The sequence below is a fragment of the Pseudomonas sp. FSO-7 genome (assembly GCF_059579345.1).
In genome coordinates, this window is record NZ_CM184193.1 from 3,227,846 (window position 1) to 3,247,177 (window position 19,332).

The window sequence follows — 19,332 nt, forward strand, 5'->3', positions numbered from 1 at the left end:
ATTCACTTGTGGCGGCCATTTATTATGTTAGTGATCAGGGGTGGAGAAGTATATAAAGGCTTTTTGCTCGTTGGTGATTTTCCCATTGATGAGCCTGTTACTGTTTTAACTGGGACGAATGGCTCCGGTAAAACGCGGTTTTTCGAAAGCATCTCAAATGGTTGTAGTGAGGCTTGGTCGGGTGGCGGTTTAGTACCTCGCGCCTGTATAAGATATATTGAGAGCTTGCATCTAGTGCCTGGGATTGAACAAGATTTTTCTTCAGGGCTGTACGATAAGCAAGCGTTAGCGACAGCTCGTGGTTTTGTTAAGGAAAAGGATATATATGTTGGAGAGTGGGATAATTTTCTAGATCAATATGCTGGGGTGGGGCTTCATGAGTATCAAGCTTTATCTCGTCAAAAAATATACAAACTTGCTCGCTCTATCGCTAAGAAGTTAGATGTCAGTGTTGCCGATTTGACTGAGAAACAGTTCGAGCTTAATTTTGAGTCGGCGTCAGATGATTTGTTCGGCTTTGCAGGTGTTTCAGCCGTTGTGAATAAGTATTTATGGCGGAAACAGAAGCGAGATTATGAGGCTTATCTCGCTGTCCGAAAAGCCGAAGAGCCGCATGCGCTTGCTGATGGTGTTCTTGAGAATGATGTGCCACCTTGGGTGTTGTTAAACGAAATTTTTGGGAAGGTGTTTGCTGGTAAGTTTCAATTCAACCTTCCTGAAGGTTTGGAACCAAACTATAAGGCGGAGTTGGTAGAGACTGCGACAGGTTCAATAGTGCCTGTTGAGTCTTTGTCCTCCGGCGAAAAAGTGTTGTTTCGTCTTGCTGCTACCTTATTTAATGTTGAAGAGCGGGGCAAAGACGTAATCAATGCGCCAGATCTATTGCTGATCGACGAGCCAGATGCGTTTTTACATCCGTCAATGGTCATGCAGTTATTTGAGGTTCTAAACAGCGTTGCCATTGAATTCAATACGAAAATTATGATTACAACTCACTCACCGACAACCGTTGCTCTTGCAGGCGAGCGGGCTGTATGTATGGTGGATGGAGGCGTGATAAGAAAGATCGCCCAGGACGAAGCTATCGCTAAATTATTAAATGGTGTTTCGCAAATATCAATAAGTCCGAATAATCGCAGGCAGGTATATGTCGAAAGTCATTACGATGCGGCGGTATATGCTGCGTTGGATCTAGGTTTGCAATGTTGTTCGGCGGATCCGAAAGTTAGCCTGACCTTTGCTGCGACGGGGGTCAAGCTTCCGGGTGACTTAGTTAAAAATACATTTGATTTCGTTTTTAAGAATCAAGAAATAGATGCGGAGCAAAGAGAGAAATTTATTAGGTCATTAAATGGGGTTGGATGTAGTACGTTGGTTAAAGGCGTGATCAGTGATCTCCATAATAACGGCGCTACAACTGTCAGGGGGGTAGTGGATAGGGATGCGCCTGATAGGAAAAATGAAGCTGCCGATGGTCTCGTGGTAATTGGTGACGGAATATGCTACTCAATAGAGAACTTAGTTTATGATCCTGTCTGTGTTATGTGGTACGTGTTCCTGAACGATCCAAAGAACTTTAATATGGAAAAAATTTGCGGAAAACACTTGGCTGTGAGCCAGTGGATTGCAGATCCAGAGCTATTACAGCTCAGCGTTGATCGATATATAGAAGGTTTTTTTGGGGGGAGTAACGCCCGAAATTACAAAATGGAGTACATAGGTGGGGCTTCCGTGATGACGGATTTGCGCTATCTGAATCATCACGGACATGATTTGGCTCGCAAAATCATGCTCACATACAAGTGTTTAACTCCCATCGGCAGAGGGGGCAATGAGAATTTGGTCACGCAGGAGCTCGCTCATTTCATGGTGCGTGGAACGGAAGGAAAATTCATTCCTAAACTCTTTTTGCGCGCTTTTGATGCCCTTCGCCGCTAATGGGGTTGACGTTTTTCCCTGCCAAACCAGTGAGCATGCCCGAAGCCCGGCTTGCACAGGGCGTGGTTCACCCGGAATTCCTCCGGAGCTAACCAGCCCTGATTTTCCGCAGAAGTAGTTCCGCAACCTCCGCCGTACTGCGCGCGTGCCGTGGCTTTGCCGGATTCAAAATTCACTCGCTTGCGGAACGGTTTATGTGCTAACCTATTGATCTACAAAGCTTTGTGAAGTGGATTGCAAATCCACCTACGCCGGTTCGATTCCGACTTCGGCCTCCACTATTAAAAGCCCCGTAGCTCAATGAGTTACGGGGTTTTTTTGTGCCTTCCGAAAAGTAATGTGTTCCGCAACATGTCGCTTCGGAGCCCCGGCAGTCCCTGGCAGCGCCAGGGAATTCGTTCGCCATAGTGCTAGTACCGCATTCGACAAGGAAGGCAGAAGAGGAGATTTCGTAAGGTCACGCAGGCGTAGTGGGTACCGGCTCCGGTGCCAGAGCTGGCGATGCGAAGCCATCTGTGGTGGGGGGCTGCTGGAACTCGCGGTGACGACCATCTGACACCATCCGGATCACTTTCCGCGCGGGCTCTTCAATTCCGTGATAGAGGAGCATCGAGAATGCCATGATGATGGGAATCTCAAACTTCAGATCCATCATGCCGAACAGCTTTCGTTCAACGAACAGCACCATGATGTGGCACATGTAGAGGCTGAAACTGATTTTTCCGAGGTAGACCGACACTGGGTTGGAGTATCCCCAAATCGGCCCTGCCCGGAACAGACTTGCAATAAAAACGATCAAGAGGAAGGGAAAAAGGGTGTCGAAGTAGTACTGGATGCTGGTTGTCCAGAACATCAGCAGAATCAGTGGGGCCATTGCCAATGCGGTGATTCGCCAGAGTCTGGAGTCCGGCAGGTCATGGCATACCTGATAGGTGCAGTAGCCGGCTGCAAAGTAGACGATGCATTTGATGGTCCACACGCCATTAGCAAGCAAATTCGGTTGCAGGAAGGGTGCATAGAGCGCCAGACCGAGCAACAGGAGTGAGAAGGAGATCTTTCCCCACCTCCTTGTGAAAAAGGCGAGGAACGGAAAGATCAGATACGCCGCCCACTCGCAACTGATCGACCATGAAGGCTGATTGAATGTCAGATCGGGGGTTACGCCCCATGCATGCACCAGAAACAGGTTCGCGTAGAACGTGTAGGCAGTATCGACGGGTGACCATTCATACAAGCGATGCATCGGCAGAATGAACGCTGTAATGACCAGCATAAACAAGTGCACCGGGTAGATCCGTGCAAGCCTGGCTACCCAGAACTGGATAACGCCCTTCGGACGAATACCATCTGCAAAGTCTTTCCCATGGACATAAGCCAGAATGAAACCCGACAGGATGAAAAATATATCGACCCCCAGACCTCTCGTCTGAAAGAGGATCGCCAAGGCGCCGTAGGCGTTGGCCAGATCGCCGTATCGTATGTGAAGGAGCACGACTGACAAGGCGGCGAATCCCCGTAGCCCGGTCAGGTTCTGTATGTGTGCAGCGCGCATTACAGCACTCCATGCTAGGTATTTACAGGTCTGCCCTGCCGCAAAGGCGGCGATTACATCACAGCCCTGATACAAAGGATATGCAGAATGATCTCGATGAAGGCATTTCGCTACTTTCGCCGATGGGAGTTGTAAGGCTTAAGGCACATGGCCCGCCACTGAGCGGGTATCTTTTTTGCTCGGGGAAAGCCATGCCTGTCAGTGCGAGCAGTCGCTGCAGATCCTCCCGAACGCCCTGAACACAGCCATAGGGCGGGTCTCCCAGGACAAACCAGCCCTGGTTTTGCACAGAAATAGTTCAGCAACCTCCGATGCCGTGGCGCGCAGGACGTGGCGTTGATGACCTTAAAAATCAGTAGCTTGCGCAATGCCGCAAGTGCTAACCTATTGAAATACAGAGAGAAGTGGTTGGATTGTAAATCCACATGCGCCGGATTGATTCCGACTTCGGCGCCCACTTTTAAAAAGCTCTGTAGATCTATGATCTACAGAGCTTTTTATTTTCGAAGCGTTGAAAATTTTTGTCTTGAAAAGGGCATAAGCTGCCTTGCTTCACAAGGGAGGGATGTATATATTCCCCCTCTTGCTGCACCAGCCAGGACTTCGGCCATTGGATTTTGCCGACGTCCCCATGGCTAACCGCGCTACCGCCCGAATGGCGAAACTGGTAGACGCATGGGACTTAAAATCCCCCGCTCGTAAGGGCGTGCCGGTTCGATTCCGGCTTCGGGCACCATGAATATCAAGGGCTTGCATGACATACCTCATGCAGGCCCTTATTTTTTCCGCAATCAAAACCCTTTCCACAATTCGCGACCGTCAGTTACTTCGTAGGGGTACCTTCAAGCCCTTTCGCATTTGGATGTACTGCTCTGTCATCCCAACGGTTGCATGTCACGACCGGTCCCGAGCTTCGCGCTGGGATGGTCTGACTTCAACGATTGCGGGGTCATGGCGGCTCTCCAGGTCGTTAGGGAGTTCTGTCCGCCGCCGAGATTTAAAGTCCTTAAGCACGCCTTGAAAGTTATTAACCCGTACCGGCATGTTCTTGTCAGGCATGAAATGGATAGTCAATGTAGCCATGCTGATCGCCCCCAAAAAAGCTGCTCGGGTCCGCCGTGTTGAGTTTCAGGCCATCATGAAGCCGACGCGGCAGATCAGGGTTTGCCAGGAATGGTCTGCCGAACGCAATGATGTCAGCGCGGCCCGAGGTCAGCGCTTGTTCGGCGGAGTCGGCATCATATCCGCCCGCAAGTATCAACACGCCGTTCCAGGTGTGGCGCAGTTGGGCGATGATCGCGTCCCAGCGCGGGTCGAAATGTTCGTCCTTGACTGTGCCGACCATCGCTGGCTCGACCAAGTGGAGGTACGCCAGATCCCATTGGTTGAGCGCTTCGACAAGGTGGCCGAACGTCGCCTCTGGGGTGTCATCGCCCATGCCCATGAAGCGCCCCATCGGCGTCAGGCGTACGCCAACGCGCTCGGCACCGACTTCTTCAGCAACTGCCGCAACCACTTCCAGCAGAAAACGCGCGCGATTCTCCACGCTGCCGCCATAGGCATCGTCACGCTGGTTGCTGTTGCTGTTGAGAAACTGGTCGAGCAGGTAGCCATTACCGGCATGAATTTCCACGCCGTCCATGCCCGCATTCAGCGCGTTGCGCGCGGCCAGGCGGTAGTTCTCGACGATGTCTGCGATTTCCGCCGTTTCCAGAGCGCGCGGCACGGGTACATCACCCCAGACGCCGTTGCCGTTTTCATCGACGATAAAAGTCTTGCCGGGCACCGGCAGAGCGCTAGGTGCTACGGGCAGGCCGGCGTCGGGTTGAAAGCTGGGATGGGAAACACGACCGACGTGCCACAGTTGCATGAAGATTAACCCGCCGGCCTCGTGCACCGCGGTGCTGACTTCTCGCCACCCCTGGACTTGTCCCGGGGTGTAGATGCCCGGCGTCCACGCGTAACCCTGAGCCTGGCGAGAGATTTGTGTGGCTTCGGTGATGATCAGCGCCGCGCTGGCACGTTGGCGGTAGTACTCGGCGTTCATGGCCGTCGGCACATCGCCCGGTTGGCCGGCGCGTGAGCGAGTCAATGGCGCCATGGCGACGCGATGGGCAAGGGTGTAAGGACCAAGTGCGATGGGTTGGAACAAACGACGGGTCATGGGTAGCTCCAGATTTTAATGAGTGGGATTCAAACGCAGCAGCAGGGGTGCGAATCAGTGCAGATAAATTAACCGGGGGCCGCGAGGGTGATAATCCGTGACCGACGCCACGCTGTTTTGCGCATGACGCAATGGCGCCCATGCTCATCACCGATGAACACGGGCGTGGCTCAGGCTGGTTGTGTCGAGCGGGTCAGCGGCAGGTTCAGCCAGCGGCGCCCGGTCGCATTGGCGACGGCATTGCCAAGGGCGGCGGCCATCGGGCCCTGCACGATTTCAGCGGCACCGAGGAAGGGTTGTCCGGGCTGGTCGAGCAAATGCACATCGACTTGTTTTGGCAGTTGGGTGAAACGCAGAATCGGATAATCGCTCCAGTCGTAGCTGTGAATGCCCCCTGCGTCGTAAGCGACTTTTTCGTATAGGGTCCAGCTGGCAGACTGCACGATTCCGCCCTCGATCTGATTGCGCAGGCCATCGGGAGTGACGATCTGGCCGACGTCCACCGCCGTGACCACATGATCGATGCGGATCTCGCCGCTCTGCGGATGCACCCGCAGCTTCACCGCGATAGCGCAGTAACCCATGATGTTTTTATAGCGGGCAAAGGCGAAACCGATGCCTGCGCCGGGCTCGCTGCTTTTTTGCGGCCAGCCGATAGCATCACGTACACGTTCCACGACCGCGCGGGCACGTGGGTCGCTCAGATGGGTCAGACGCAAAGCGACCGGGTCGATTCCGGCCTTGATCGCCAACTCGTCAATACTCGCCTCGATGGCGAATATATTGATATGCGCACCGAGCGAACGCATGGCCGAGGTGCGAAAGGGCATTTCGGTGACAAAGTTCATGTTGATGCGCGTCGAGTTCAGGTCGTACAGCGGCACCGCGTTGCGATCACCATCCCCTTCGGGCTGGGCGATCGGCACCGACGGCGCAGAGGTGTAGGGCTGCGCCAGCAGGCGTGCCGGCAACAGGCGTCCGGCGTTGACGATGCGTTCGTTGTGCGGAGTGGTCCATAGCTCGTAGGCCCAGTCCTGCAAGCGGCCCTGCGTGAGGCCGGCGTCGACCTCAGTGACCATTGCCGAGCTATAGGGCTCCCAAAGATTTTCCTGTTCGCGCATCCATTGCACGCGCACCGGCGTACCGGGCACGCGCATGGCAATCAATGCGGCATCGGCGGCGGCATCATCGGCACCGTTGTGCCCGTAACACCCTGAGCCCTCGGTATGAATGCAGCGCACCCGCGCAGAGGGCAGGCGCAGCATTTCGGCAATGCCGGCGCGCAGCGGGTAAACGCCTTGGGTGTGGGTCCAGACGGTGAGATCACCGTCCTTGAACCAGGCCACCGCACACGATGGGCCTATCGAACCATGCATCAGATATTGCTTGGTTACCCGCGCCTGGAAACGCGTGCCGGCCTCGCCGCTTGGCGTGCCGTTGTTACTGATTGGATAGCGCCGCGAGGGCAGGCGTTTGAGCAGGCCATGAATCTCCACCGCCTCTGGAATCGCCTCGCCGCCGCTCCATTGCGCAACTTCGCTGGCACTGCGCATGGCTTTGATCGCTTGCCACTCATCACGGGCGACCACCGCCAGATAATTTCCGTCGCGGATCACCTTGACCACGCCAGCCAGCGCCTCGATGGACGCTTCATCGAATGCTTGCAGCATGCAGCCCGGACGCGGAGGGCGGATCACCCGCGCATGCAGCATGCCCGGCAGGCGCATGTCCTGGACGAATGCCGCGCCGCCGCTGACTTTCGCCGGGATGTCGAGGCGCGGCAACGAATGCCCGATCAGTTTGAAGTCGGCGGTGGCCATCGCCGGTGACTGAGCCTTGGCGTATTGGTGCAAATCGACATGCTTGACCGCCTCGGCGTAACTCATCCGCTGACCGGCTGGACCTTCGATCGTACCGTTGCGGGTGCTCAGCAGCGCCCCATCGACATGCCAACTGCGCGCAGCGGCATCGACGAGCATTTCTCGCACCTGCGCGGCAGCGTTATACAACGCGGTACCGCTATCGAAAATGCTGTGGCTGCCGGCGGTGTAGCCTTCGTTGGGCGTCAGCTCAGTGTCGGCGGTGAGCAAGTCGATAGATGTTGCCGGCACCTGCAAACGCTCGGCGGCAATTTGCAGCAGTGCGGTTTTCACCCCGGTGCCCAATTCGACCTTACCGGTGTAGACGGTAATGCCGTCGGCGCCAATGCGGATCCAGGCGTCGAGATAGGGGTTGGTGCGCAGGCTTCCGGGGAGGTCGGGGGCGAGTACCACGGTGCCGAGCGTATCGACTTCCGTATCAGCCAAAACGCGCCGCGCCACCGGCATCAGGGTGAACGCCATCAGCAACGCACCGCCGCGCAGGAAGGCGCGCCGACTCGGGTTCAAACCATTCGACTCACTCATGTCAGGCTCCCGTTTTGCCCGGCCACCTGTTTGATCGCCTCGATGATCCGCAAGTGCGTACCGCAGCGGCACAGGTTGCCGGCCATGTGTTCGCGAATGGTGGTCTCGTCCGGGTGTCGATTGCGTTCAAGCAACGCTTGCGCGCGCATCAGCATGCCCGCAATGCAGTAGCCGCATTGCGCGGCCTGTTTCTCGATGAACGCCGCTTGCAGAGGGCCAGGTTTTTCCGCGCTGCCGAGGCTTTCCACGGTGCGGATTCTTTTGCCATCGAGGCCGGCGCAGGGCGTCAGGCAGGCGAACACCGGCTGATCATCGACGATCACCGTGCAGGCGCCGCATTGACCGAGACCGCAACCGTACTTGGCGCCGTTGAGGTTCAAGTGATTGCGCAGCGCATACAGCAGTGGCATGTCCGGCTCCAGCTCAAGCGGTTGGACGGCTCCGTTGACGTTGAGAATGATCTGGCTCATTTCGTCTCCTGACGTAACGCTTCAATAGTGGAAGAGAGTTCGGCCCAAGGCTGATCGGGTCTGGCTTGCTGGCGCAGATACGCGGCGAGGGCGCCGAGTTGCGCGTTGTCTAGGCTGGCGGCGAACGCAGGCATCACCGGGCCGGGCGATCCGGGCGTGGCGGACAAGCCTTCGAGCACGGTTTTGAGGAAGTTGCGTGGACTGGCCGCTTGCAGCGCCGAGGTGCTTTGCAGTCCCGGGCGACCATCGATTACGCGCATCGGCGCCGCCGGGCCATGGCACCCGGCGCAGGCGGCGCTGAAGAGCAGGGCGCCGGTCGCATGGCCTGCCGGTTCACTGGCGGGCGTCTTCGACGGCGTCTGCGTCGCTGTGTGCGGACTCTCCAGGCTGAGCAGGAATTCGGCAATCGCTTCGGCTTCACTGGCTGGCAAGCGTGCCAGACTCAAGCTGACCGGACGCATCGGGCCGGCGGGCGTACCGTGGCCATCGACTATGTCTGCGCGCAGATAGCCAACCAGTTGCTCGCGACTCCACGGGTTGTCGCGTTGGCCCAGACCGACCAGCGCTGGTGCTTGCCAGCCGTCAACGCTGCCGCCCTGCAAATATTCCGATGATTTTTCCGCGCCGATCAGGTTCAGCGGCGAATGACAGCCGGCGCAATGGCCCGGGCCGTCGACCAGATAACGCCCGCGATTCCACGCCTCGTTGCGCTGTGCTACCGGCGTCAGTGGCTCTCCGTGCAGGTACAGCAAGTTCCAGAACGACACCAGTGGGCGAATGTTCATCGGAAAATTCATCTGGTTTTGCTTGGCCGGCGCGTGCACGGCGGGACCGCTCATCAAGTAGGCATAGGCGTCGGCGATGTCTGCTTCGCTCATGCGCCGGTAGTGTACGTAGGGGAACGCCGGATAGAGGAAGTGGCCATCGCGAGCAATGCCCTGACGCATCGCCCGTTCGAACGCCGGCATTGACCACAGGCCAATACCGGTCTGCGCATCCGGGGTGATGTTGGTGCTGAACAGGGTGCCGAACGGCGTCACCAGCGGCAGCCCACCGGCCAGATATTCACCGCCGGGGCGGGTATGGCAGACCGCACAATCACCTGCCTCGACCACCCGCGCCCCCCGTTGCAACTGCGCGGCATCGAATGTCGTCGGGCGTTCGATGGGCGCAATCGGCGGGCGCCACATCAGCAAAACGGCGCCGATCAGGCCGAGCACGGCGACCAGCGCCACGCAGATCCATAGCGTTTTGGATTTCAGGTAGTGGCTGTTCATGGGACGGAGAAAAACGCGGCAGGCAATAGCAGAACGGATGGGATACGGGTCATGAAAACGCTCCTTGTGACGGCCGGGGAAGGGCGCCGACCTGGACGACTGCGCCAAGGGCCAAAGCGTAGAGAAACCACCAGCACTGGAGAATAAGCGGCGCACGCAACAGCGTGTTGCGTCAGAAGCAATGCCTGTGACGTTGCGCGGGACGCATCACTGCGTTGCCTGCCACATGGATTCTGCGCATCGACACATGGCCGTAGCCTTGGCACCACTTTCTTGAACTTAATGAGGTGTCATCATGCTCCCGGGCAACCCGGCCGTTGCGACCAACGCCGAACAGTCGGCGTCACTTTCCGGCCTGATGGTCGCGTTCCTGGCGTTCTGCTGTGGTGCGGTCGTGGCCAATCTCTATTACGCTCAGCCGATCGTTGAGCTGATTGCACCGCAGATCGGGCTGTCCAGCACCAATGCCAGCCTGATCGTTTCGCTTACGCAGTTTGGCTACGCGCTGGGCCTGTTGCTGCTGGTGCCGCTGGCCGACCTGATGGAAAACCGCCGTTTGGTGGTCGGCTTCACCCTCGCGGCGAGTGTCACGTTGTTGTGCGCCGGCCTGACCCATTCGCCGTCGATGTTCCTGGTGCTGTCTTTGCTGATCGGCCTGACGTCGGTGGCCGTGCAAATCCTTGTACCGCTGGCGGCGCACTTGGCGCCCGAGGCCAGCCGTGGCCGCGTCGTCGGCAATATCATGAGCGGTCTGCTGTTGGGAATTCTGTTGTCGCGGCCACTGTCGAGCCTGTTGGTCGAAGTGTTCGGCTGGCGCGGGGTGTTTTACAGCGCTGCGGCCCTGATGGCGGTCATCGCTCTGATTACCGCAGTGGCACTGCCGCGTCGGCTGCCAACTCATAAAGCCACATATGCTGCGTTGATCGGTTCGGTGTTTGCCTTGGCCCGGCGTTATCCGGTGTTGCGTCAGCGCTCGCTGTATCAAGGGCTGCTATTTGCCAGTTTCAGCCTGTTCTGGACCCTCGCACCGATTGAACTGATGCGTCACCACGGCTTCACTCAGTCACAAGTGGCGATCTTCGCGTTGGTCGGTGCGGTGGGGGCCATTGCGGCGCCGATTGCCGGGCGTCTGGCCGATGCCGGACATGGTCGCCGTGGCACGTTGGTCGCGTTGTGGCTGGCGCCGGTGTCGCTGTTGATCGCCGCGCTACCGGGCAGTGGCTATATCTGGCTGGTGGTGTGTGCGGTGCTGCTGGATTTCGCCGTGCAATTGAACATGGTGCTCGGCCAGCGTGAGGTGTACGCCCTCGATCCACACAGCCGTGCGCGCCTTAACGCGGTGTACATGACCAGCATTTTCGTCGGCGGCGCGGTGGGGTCTCTGGTCGCGAGCCCGCTGTACGAGCATTTCGGCTGGAACCTGTCCGCCGTCGCGGTGGCTCTACTGCCAGCGCTCGCGCTCGGGCTGTTCCTGAGCCGCAAGGCCGATGTCTGAAAAACCGGCGGGTGCGTTCAAGCACGGCGGTACAAGACGACGGGCGAGCAGTGATGCACAATCATCCGCGTTCCCTTTCGACCGGACCCCGCTTATGGACAAGTTGCTGGCACTGAAGATGTTTGTTGAAACCGTGCGCTGCGGGGGCTATTCCTCGGCAGCGCGCAAACTCGGGATTTCAACGTCGTCAGTGACACGGCAAGTGGCTGGGCTGGAACACGAGCTTGGCGCGAGCCTGCTCAATCGCACCACGCGTAACACCAGCGTGACCGTTGCCGGCCAGACCTATTTCGAAAAAGCCGTGGCAATTCTCGAAGCTATCGATGAAGCCGATGCCGTAGTCGCTGATCGTGGCAGCGAAGCGCAGGGCCGCCTGCGCATCAGCGTGCCGGTGGAGTTCGGTCGACGTCTTATCGCGCCGCACCTGAGTCGCTTGCTCGAGCGGCATCCGGGTCTTGAGATCAGTCTGTCGCTGAGCGATCAGGTCAGTGACCTGCTCAGCGAGCAGATCGATGTTTCGGTCCGGTTGGGATCGTCCGTGGTCAGTGAAGACATTGTCAGCAAACGCGTGGGACATTTCGAACGGTGGGTGGTGGCCAGTCCGGATTATCTGGGCCGGAGTGGGGCGCTGTGTCACCCACGGGATTTGCTTGAGCATCAATGCCTGCGTTTCGACTACGGGGGCACACACCAGCACTGGACCTTTCAAAATGAAGAAGCGCCCATTCAGCTCAGCGTCCACGGGCGCCTGCAAAGCAACAATGCCGACATCCTGCGCGAAGCTGCCATCGGCGGAGGCGGGGTGGCGTTGCTGGCTGACTGGCTGGTGCGCGATGATGTGGCAGCCGGCCGGCTGACCCGGTTACTTGAGCATTACGAGGTCAATCCCGGCAGTGCCAGCACTTGCATCAACGCGTTGTATTTACCCAATCACCGTGGGTCCAGCCGGATCAATGTATTTATCGATTTTCTCAAGGAAATCCTCAGTCTCAATCCCTGTACCACGTAAACTGAGTAGCCGTTTCCAGCTAACTTGTCCACAGTCCTCGGTGCTTTATGCAAGCCTTGGCCGCCCGGCGAAGCCTGGTTGCTGACTTGATGGGTGTCCTGGCGTCGCCACGGCGTCTATCACGGAAAGTGAGTTACAACCGCCGCCGAAACGCCTCGAGAATTTCCCGGGTGCCTTTTTTCATCTGCAATTGCGCAATGGCCTCCAGTGGGTGCCAAAGGCAATCGCTGATTTCATTCTGTGGCCGGGCCGCCGTCGAGTCGCTGACTGACGCTTCGAATACGTGATGCTCGGTTTGCCCGTCACTGATTCGCATCAGGTAGAGCAGGTTCTCGACGTCCAGGCCCGTTTCCTCTGCCAATTCCCGGATGGCTGCCCCGGAATGGGTCTCGCCAGGTTCGACGGTACCGCCGGGTAGCGCCCAACGGCTGTTGGCTTTGCGAACCAGCAGGACGTGGCGATTATCTTCGCAGATGACGGTCGCTCGAATTTTCATGAGGGTGCTTAATCCGTGACTGTCATTGAACTGAAATATAACTGCAATATTCGAGCCTGGCATCAGTTGCTGGTTCAAATATCGCTTTTTCAGTGTCCTATCCGTATGACCACGACGGGGCGGGAATGGCTGAGTTCATTTTGAGGCTGTCATCATTCCAGTCGGTCTTCCCTACCGTCAGCACCAGGCTTTCGACCGGCTATCGCCTCAAAGGGAATCAGCTTCGAAAAAATGAATCCATGTTGGGTGCAATGGCTGGCCCCGGTAGGGGAAAGGACAGACAAATGACCACCGTTGAAGACTTCAAGATCAAATCCCACGAACTCCTGGTGGAGCTCGATGCGGCAACAGCGGAAATGATGAAGCTCATATGTGTCCATCAGATGAGCGGATCGACTTGGGATGAGGCGGTCAAGCGTCAACATGAAGCCTATGAGCAATGGGTTGCTTATCTGAATGAGCGGGGGTAGCTGCCATCCAAGCGCTATGGGTGAAAATCTTTGAACGGCGCCTGAACGGCTGTGCCTAATCCTTGGACCAACAAGAGGATTAGACCATGTCTGAATTAGCCAGTTACTTCTGGATCGCTGTTGCGGTGCTTTTGCTGCTCGTGGATCTGTGGGCGATTGTCAGTGTCTTTCGAAGCGACAAGTCAGCCGGGACCAAGGCCGGCTGGGCGCTACTGCTGATCATCCTGCCGGTGTTGGGCCTGGTCATCTGGGGCGTAGCCGGGCCTCGTGGCGTCAAAGAGGGGCCGTCGTCACCGGAGCACAGCAAGGGCTAGCAATGAACAAGCTGCGCTGCACGCGCCGGCCCGTCACTGGTTTTTCCACTCGCCGCCGGTGCTCTCGCAATCTTGCTGGGCCTGTTGCAGATGCTCGACACCGTAGTAGTACCACGTCACTTTTGCATTGTCGGGAAGGTTGGCCGATCCACCGTGCTTGTCTTTGCTGGTTGAGCGCGGGTTGGCCAACGCTTCCTGGGTCAGTCTGGCCTGGCAGGTCGCCACATGTCCCTCGGCACAACGCTCGACTTTACGCTTTTGGGTACTGAGCGTTCCCTTGCTTTCGTTGCTGCAAGACCAATCCAGGGTTTCGGCGGGCACGCCTTTGTATTCGTAGCAGCTATGGCTTTCGATCACCGGAACCGACTGGCTCTGGGACTGGGTGATGACGTCGCAGCCTTGGGCCATGACAGCGGCGGGGCTCGCACAAGCGATCAATAGCAGGATTCTGGCATTCATGTGGTTCTCCCTTTGCGGCTTTTGCACCGGTGCCTATCCATTTCGAGGCGCAAAAAATGTCCGCGTTCCATCAGTTTTCCAACCGGTAGAACTCAATGGGAAACACCTCTGACGTAGCGTGTCAGCGGAACTTGGGCAGCGGCGGCTCAGCGGGCTTGAGTGACATCAACGCGCTCTGGATCGACGGGGCGTCCTTGTCGATGTCGTTGAGTCGGTCGCGGATACGCACTGCGGTAGGGTGCCCGCCTTGGTGGTCGACCCAATCGGCGATTTCCTTGCAGGCTGCCGTGAGCCTGGCCTGGCGGGATTCCAGCAGGGTGAGCAGGGTGGTGATGGACTCTTTTTCAGACATGTCACACCTCCATTCAGGGTTGATGAGGCAGCACAAAACCCGCCAGGGGGCGGGTCGTGCTGTGGTTTAAGCGTAGTTGAGTTATTTCGGATTTGTCGAAGAATCCGGCGCCCGGCCTGACAACCGGCGCGCCGGAAACGGTACACGTTATTTCAGCCGGACTCCTTGACCCAGGTCGGCGCGACACTCGCCCGCCAGCGTACATCGGTAATGCCGTATTTTTCCGCAAGGGGCTTGGAAACCCGCTTGACCTTCTCCCTGCCGAATTTCGGTATGCGCCCGACCCCCGCGTCGCAACTGGCCCAATGCCAAGCCTCGGAATTATTCATCACTTCTGCGCGAATAATGAATGACTTGGGCTCGCCATGGAGCATGTAGTCAATGATGTAAAGCGATGGCCCGCCCATAAATCCTCCCTAATATAGTCCTATACGGATGGATACAAAGGCATTCGGAAAATTCCATCGAATTTCCAGACGGTCAAATTAAAACCGCCAAGCTCAAGTGCGGGGGGGCAACAGTAAATGTTGCGACAACCATTATTTACAGCAAGGAACCAAACCCGGTTACCCTTCTCCAAGGTGGGCTTCAACACTGTCGGCCAGGGATCAAAGGCGAAACAACGCGGCACCAACTAAAGGCAAAACATGAAAAAAATCGCCGGGGTCCTGTTCATCGCAGCCCTCGCCATCGGTTTGTCGGGCTGCATTGGCGCCCCCATCGAACTGACACCGCAAACCGAACAACGCTTGCACGAACAACCTCCGATCCGTTTCCTGCTGACATTCGATGATGGTCCCAGCGCCTCGTCTATCTGGAACCCTAGCCTGGAGGTGCTGGACGCACTCGCAGACAACCCGGTACAGCCCGGCATCAAGGCCGTGTTTTTTCTACAGACACGTGGGCCGCGGGCTGGCGGCAGTGATATCGGCCGCTCGGTGATGCGTCGTCAGCAGCAGGAAGGTCATGTGCTGGGTTTTCATACGGCGACCTACTGGCACACCAATCATCGGTTCCTGAGCCCTGATGAGCTGGAACAATCGCTCACCCACGGTGGGAGTGATATTGCCGCCATGACCGGTGCGGCACCGTCGCTGGTCAGGCCACCCTTCTGGAGTTTCGACAGGCGCACCGCAGCGGCCTACCGGCAACATGGCCTGCATATCCTGTTGACCGACCTGAGCGCCAATGACGGTAAGGTCTGGGGCATCACGATGAGCCCTCGGCGACGGATCAACCTGACCCGACAACTCTCCGAGGTGCGCGAGCGCATCGCCGCCGGGCAACTGCCAGCGGTGGACGGGGTCATCCCGGTGGTGGTGACCTTCCACGACATCAATCGTTATACCGCCCGACATGCCCGCGAATACCTGCAGATCCTGCTCGACAGCGCCAAGGCGACCGGCATGAGGACCGCCGCCAGGCCGTTCTATGATGACCACCAGGCCTTGGAGCGAGCGGCCTTGGCCCGGACGGTCGATCACAGCGCTGAGCCCGTCCATTTGCCGGGGCTGTGGGACTGGTTGTGGGATTCGGATTCCCACTGAGGGCGGCCACGGGGCCGCAGGCGTCGCGACGTCCGGTCGGCACCCGTGGGTCATCAGCGTGTATGGTAGGCGATGCACCCTTGTTGAACTCGGAGGTGATCATGAGTACTGCGATGATGACGAAAATGCACATCAACGGTTATGACGTGCTCAGCGTGAACAGCGGCCCATGGAGAGTCTGTACCCAGGCTGACCGGTTGGGCTCTTTTGCTTCTCGCGAGGAAGCGTTGGCCTACGCGGCTGCGTTGCCGACCCGGAGAAGCCGTAGCGGCCGGCCTGTAAACACCAAATAGGTGGATGTTCGCCAATACTGTTTAGTCGACAAACCCGTGGCGAGGGAGCTTGCTCCCGCTTGAGTGCGAAGCGCTCACAAAAGGGGCTGCTGCGCAGCCCAGCGGGAGCAAGCTCCCTCGCCACAGGGGCTGCGACACAGTCAGGCGTGCGCCAGCTCCAGCGGGATCTCCAGGGTAAACAGGGCACCTTGCCCCGGTCCATCGCTATGGACATGGAGGCGGCCATTCATTTCAACCGCCGCGAGGGCGCAGCTGTGCAGGCCGAAGCCATGGCCGTCCTTGCGGGTGGTGAAACCATGGTTGAAGATGCGCGCCAGGTTCTCAGGGGAAATGCCTTCGCCGCGATCCTTGACGCTCAGGCACAGCGTGGTTTCATCCAGAATACGGATCCCCAGGGTCATTTCCCGCGGATGCTCGCTGATGTGCGACATCGCGAATTTGGCGTTGCTGATCAAGTTGATCAGGATCAGCAATAACCGATGCTTGTCCCCCATGATCGCGGGAACGTTCTGGTAATCCTTGATGACGGTGACGTGGTGCCGGCTCAGGGCGCCCGAGTTCATGCGTAGCGCATCTTCGAACAGGTCGCTGATATTGAGCGGTTCGATCAGCCTGGCGGCCCCTGCGTAAGTCTGTTGGGTCGTGACGATTTCCTTGATGTGATCGATGCTCTTGGTCAACTGTGCCAATTCATCGATAAGCAGTCTCTGTTCGGCGGCAATGGAGTCGACCAACTCGTTGAAGTAACGCGGCAGCAACCGGCCTTTTTCATCGAAGGTCATGAACCGGCCAAGATCTTCGGCGTGTTCATTCATCATATTGACCGCTTTCGTGAGTCCGAGCGTTTTGCTGCTCCTCAGTTTGCGGGTCACCAACTCGGCAGAAATATTGACGCTGTTGAGCACATTGCCGACGTTGTGCAACACATTCGTCGCGATTTCGGCCATGCCCGCCATTCGCGCCGCATCCACCAGTTCGCGTTCGGCTTCCATCAACTCACGGGTACGCTCCTGCACGCGCTCTTCCAGGCGTTCGTTGGACGATTGCAACGCTTGGTTGAACTGATTGATCACGGCATAGCTGCGAACCAGCCGCACCGCCAGGTAGATCATCAACAGGGCCATCAGGCTGGCGCACACCGCCAGGTAGATGTGGTATTGACGGTCGGTTGCGGCGGTCCTGCGCTGGGTCTCGTTCAGCAGCTCATTGATGCTGTCCAGTTCCTGGGCAACCGGAATGACACTGATGCGGTCAAGCAGGTCATTGACCATCGGTTGCTCCTGGACAATGGTCTTGACGTGCTGGGTCAGGGTCATGAACGGCGCCTGATAGGTCGCGGGCAACTGGCGAATGTACGGCTCCAACTCAGTTAACTTGCCTTGCACTTCCTGGGCTTTGTCCGTCGTGACATAAAGCGCGAATTCCAGTGTTGTCAGGGTCAACTCAAGCACATTGGACGCCACGGTCAGACGCTCCATGGGGCTCTCGACAGGCATGTCCATGAGCAGCGTTTGAATCTGGTCTTCGACCTGCGGCAGCGTATCCAGGGACGTGCGCAGCTGGGCGTTGTGTTGTTCGAATTGCTCCACCAGCAAGGTCTTGTTCTTGACGGCATTCACATAACCCTTGCGCCGGGACGCCCAAAGCACCGCCAAGGGGCCGGAGTTATTGAGCCGCTCCAACTGCTGCCAGCGACTGTCGGCCTCCGGTGGTGGGGTCAGTGACAGGTTGTTGTTGATGCCGATCTTTTTCCTCAGGATCTTGACGTTCCAGTTCGCGTCGGATTGTTTGAGTTGACGAATGAAGTCGCGGGATTCGAAGTAGGTCGACGAGTCGTACGTGTATGACTTGATTAAAAAGAATATCAGTGCGGAAAACACAATAAGCGCGACGGCCAACAGGGCGGGCCATTTATATTTTTTGATCAGAGTGGTCACGCTACTCTCCTGTTAAGGGGGCTTATCGAAGGAGTTGGTGAATTCGCGAGGAGAGGGAGGTGCTCAAGGCATGAGCCGAAGGGGAGGCAGGGTAATCGTCGTACCGTGGTTCGTATCGGTCTGCTTTTGCCTGGGTACACGTTGAGCTCCCTGCTAACGATGAACGTCGGGTTCATTGCCGAGTGTAGCGTTACGAGAGGGGCGATGCTTGCGAGGGCGCTCCGCGATGGAGCAGGCGCGGCCGGGCAGGCCGCGCCCGTGGCGTTACTTGATGTCGATGAAGGGCAGGGCGCTGTTCGGCAGCACGGTGGTGGGCAGCACGCCATTCCAGCGTTCGGCCTTGGTCAGTTCCACCAGGTTCTGGTTGCTGGCCAGGGCCTGGGCCCGCGCCTTGATGGCCTCGGCTTCGGCTTTGCCGCGCAGTTCGGTAGCCAGCGCGTCTGCCTTGGCCTGGGCCACTTGCGAATCAGCTTCCGCCTGGGCCTGGGTCACGCGGATCTGCGCCTGGACCTGCTCGGTGGCGAGCTGTTGTTCGCGGGTCTTGACCTGGACTTCCGCAGCCATGCGCGCTTCGATGGCTTTTTCGTAGGCGTCACTGAAATCGATGTTTTCGACCTGGACGCTGTCGATGATCACGGGCCCGGTAATGGTGGCCTTGATGGCCGTGGAAATATCGTTGACCAGTTGGACGCGGTTCTGCACGGCAGCCACGGCGTTGAACTTGCCAAAGACGTTTTCCACCTGGGTCGGCACCTGGCGGCTGATCATCCGGTCGCGGATGCCTTCAAGGTCCTTGAACTGGGTGTAGACCTTCGCCACATCGGAAGGGGCGATATGCCAGGACACGGACACCTTGAGTTGGGCGGACTGTTGATCCTTGCTGTAGGCCTGCAGGTCTTCGTAAGCGGTGACCTGGCTCTGGACGCTGATCATGCGGACGGATTCGATGAAGGGTGTCTTGAAGGACAGTCCCGGTTCAACCACCCCGACCAGCGCCCCGTTGCGCAGCAGCACACCTCGCTCGGTCTCGTCGACTGTGTACCAACTGCCGAACAATACACACAACAGGACGATGCCCAGGATTGCAGCAACGATGGAGCCGATGGTTTTGCTGGTCACTTTTCTTTCCTTGAGTGGCGGGGTGGGGTTTGCCA

Annotated in this window: 18 protein-coding genes and 1 tRNA gene; 8 read left to right on the forward strand and 11 right to left on the reverse strand. The window is 57.7% G+C overall.

Annotated elements, in window-relative coordinates; translation table 11 throughout:
• Positions 1-24: 24 nt before the first annotated feature.
• Complete coding sequence (locus AC515T_RS14160) at positions 25-1,938, forward strand: ATP-binding protein (protein ID WP_496532996.1); 1,914 nt, start codon at positions 25-27, stop codon at positions 1,936-1,938.
• Between the two features lie 457 nt (positions 1,939-2,395).
• Here AC515T_RS14160 and AC515T_RS14165 read toward each other — a convergent pair whose 3' ends face one another.
• A complete protein-coding gene (locus tag AC515T_RS14165; protein WP_496532997.1) occupies positions 2,396-3,490 on the reverse strand; it encodes an acyltransferase family protein in 1,095 nt (364 codons plus the stop codon).
• Positions 3,491-4,139: 649 nt separating this feature from the next.
• Here AC515T_RS14165 and AC515T_RS14170 point away from each other — a divergent pair.
• Positions 4,140-4,226, forward strand: a tRNA-Leu gene (locus tag AC515T_RS14170).
• Between the two features lie 315 nt (positions 4,227-4,541).
• Here the strand turns inward: AC515T_RS14170 and AC515T_RS14175 are convergent.
• The 4 genes from AC515T_RS14175 to AC515T_RS14190 all read right to left on the reverse strand — a co-directional run bounded on the left by AC515T_RS14175 (position 4,542) and on the right by AC515T_RS14190 (position 9,806).
• On the reverse strand, positions 4,542-5,654 hold the full coding sequence (locus AC515T_RS14175; RefSeq protein ID WP_496532998.1) for an alkene reductase: 1,113 nt from the start codon (positions 5,652-5,654) through the stop codon (positions 4,542-4,544).
• A 170-nt stretch (positions 5,655-5,824) separates the two neighbouring features.
• Complete coding sequence (locus AC515T_RS14180) at positions 5,825-8,059, reverse strand: xanthine dehydrogenase family protein molybdopterin-binding subunit (protein WP_496532999.1); 2,235 nt, start codon at positions 8,057-8,059, stop codon at positions 5,825-5,827.
• Positions 8,056-8,529: a (2Fe-2S)-binding protein gene (locus AC515T_RS14185; protein WP_496533000.1), complete on the reverse strand. Its 474-nt coding sequence runs from the start codon at positions 8,527-8,529 to the stop codon at positions 8,056-8,058. The genes AC515T_RS14180 and AC515T_RS14185 overlap by 4 nt, the downstream gene beginning before the upstream one ends.
• Positions 8,526-9,806 (reverse strand): cytochrome c, encoded by a 1,281-nt coding sequence (locus tag AC515T_RS14190; protein ID WP_496533001.1) that lies wholly within the window; start codon positions 9,804-9,806, stop codon positions 8,526-8,528. Before AC515T_RS14190 ends, AC515T_RS14185 begins: the two co-directional genes overlap by 4 nt.
• A gap of 295 nt (positions 9,807-10,101) precedes the next feature.
• Here AC515T_RS14190 and AC515T_RS14195 point away from each other — a divergent pair, with 295 nt between their 5' ends.
• Positions 10,102-11,301 carry an MFS transporter gene (locus AC515T_RS14195; RefSeq protein ID WP_496533002.1) on the forward strand — a complete coding sequence of 400 codons (1,200 nt, stop codon included), beginning with the start codon at positions 10,102-10,104 and terminating at the stop codon, positions 11,299-11,301.
• 94 nt (positions 11,302-11,395) lie between these two features.
• Entirely contained in the window at positions 11,396-12,310 is a 915-nt protein-coding gene (locus AC515T_RS14200) for a LysR family transcriptional regulator (RefSeq protein ID WP_496533003.1), read from the forward strand.
• 133 nt (positions 12,311-12,443) lie between these two features.
• Here AC515T_RS14200 and AC515T_RS14205 read toward each other — a convergent pair whose 3' ends face one another.
• Positions 12,444-12,806 (reverse strand): NUDIX hydrolase, encoded by a 363-nt coding sequence (locus AC515T_RS14205; protein WP_496533004.1) that lies wholly within the window; start codon positions 12,804-12,806, stop codon positions 12,444-12,446.
• Between the two features lie 125 nt (positions 12,807-12,931).
• On the opposite strand from AC515T_RS14205, the gene AC515T_RS14210 reads away from it, so the two are divergent.
• Both AC515T_RS14210 and AC515T_RS14215 read left to right on the forward strand, forming a co-directional pair.
• On the forward strand, positions 12,932-13,276 hold the full coding sequence (locus AC515T_RS14210) for a hypothetical protein (protein ID WP_496533005.1): 345 nt from the start codon (positions 12,932-12,934) through the stop codon (positions 13,274-13,276).
• An 86-nt stretch (positions 13,277-13,362) separates the two neighbouring features.
• Complete coding sequence (locus AC515T_RS14215; protein ID WP_014338117.1) at positions 13,363-13,590, forward strand: PLD nuclease N-terminal domain-containing protein; 228 nt, start codon at positions 13,363-13,365, stop codon at positions 13,588-13,590.
• A gap of 33 nt (positions 13,591-13,623) precedes the next feature.
• On the opposite strand, the gene AC515T_RS14220 is transcribed toward AC515T_RS14215, so the two are convergent.
• The 3 genes from AC515T_RS14220 to AC515T_RS14230 all read right to left on the reverse strand — a co-directional run bounded on the left by AC515T_RS14220 (position 13,624) and on the right by AC515T_RS14230 (position 14,808).
• Positions 13,624-14,049 (reverse strand): hypothetical protein, encoded by a 426-nt coding sequence (locus tag AC515T_RS14220; protein WP_496533006.1) that lies wholly within the window; start codon positions 14,047-14,049, stop codon positions 13,624-13,626.
• Positions 14,050-14,170: 121 nt separating this feature from the next.
• Entirely contained in the window at positions 14,171-14,401 is a 231-nt protein-coding gene (locus AC515T_RS14225) for a hypothetical protein (protein WP_063321315.1), read from the reverse strand.
• Between the two features lie 152 nt (positions 14,402-14,553).
• Complete coding sequence (locus tag AC515T_RS14230) at positions 14,554-14,808, reverse strand: DUF6555 family protein (protein WP_496533007.1); 255 nt, start codon at positions 14,806-14,808, stop codon at positions 14,554-14,556.
• A gap of 240 nt (positions 14,809-15,048) precedes the next feature.
• Between AC515T_RS14230 and AC515T_RS14235 the strand changes: the two genes are divergently transcribed.
• Positions 15,049-15,948 (forward strand): polysaccharide deacetylase family protein, encoded by a 900-nt coding sequence (locus AC515T_RS14235; RefSeq protein WP_496533008.1) that lies wholly within the window; start codon positions 15,049-15,051, stop codon positions 15,946-15,948.
• A gap of 101 nt (positions 15,949-16,049) precedes the next feature.
• On the forward strand, positions 16,050-16,241 hold the full coding sequence (locus tag AC515T_RS14240) for a DUF2188 domain-containing protein (protein ID WP_122564624.1): 192 nt from the start codon (positions 16,050-16,052) through the stop codon (positions 16,239-16,241).
• Positions 16,242-16,381: 140 nt separating this feature from the next.
• Here AC515T_RS14240 and AC515T_RS14245 read toward each other — a convergent pair whose 3' ends face one another.
• Entirely contained in the window at positions 16,382-18,178 is a 1,797-nt protein-coding gene (locus AC515T_RS14245; protein ID WP_496533009.1) for a DAHL domain-containing sensor histidine kinase, read from the reverse strand.
• A 264-nt stretch (positions 18,179-18,442) separates the two neighbouring features.
• Positions 18,443-19,297: an SPFH domain-containing protein gene (locus AC515T_RS14250; protein ID WP_496533010.1), complete on the reverse strand. Its 855-nt coding sequence runs from the start codon at positions 19,295-19,297 to the stop codon at positions 18,443-18,445.
• Positions 19,298-19,332: the final 35 nt, after the last annotated feature.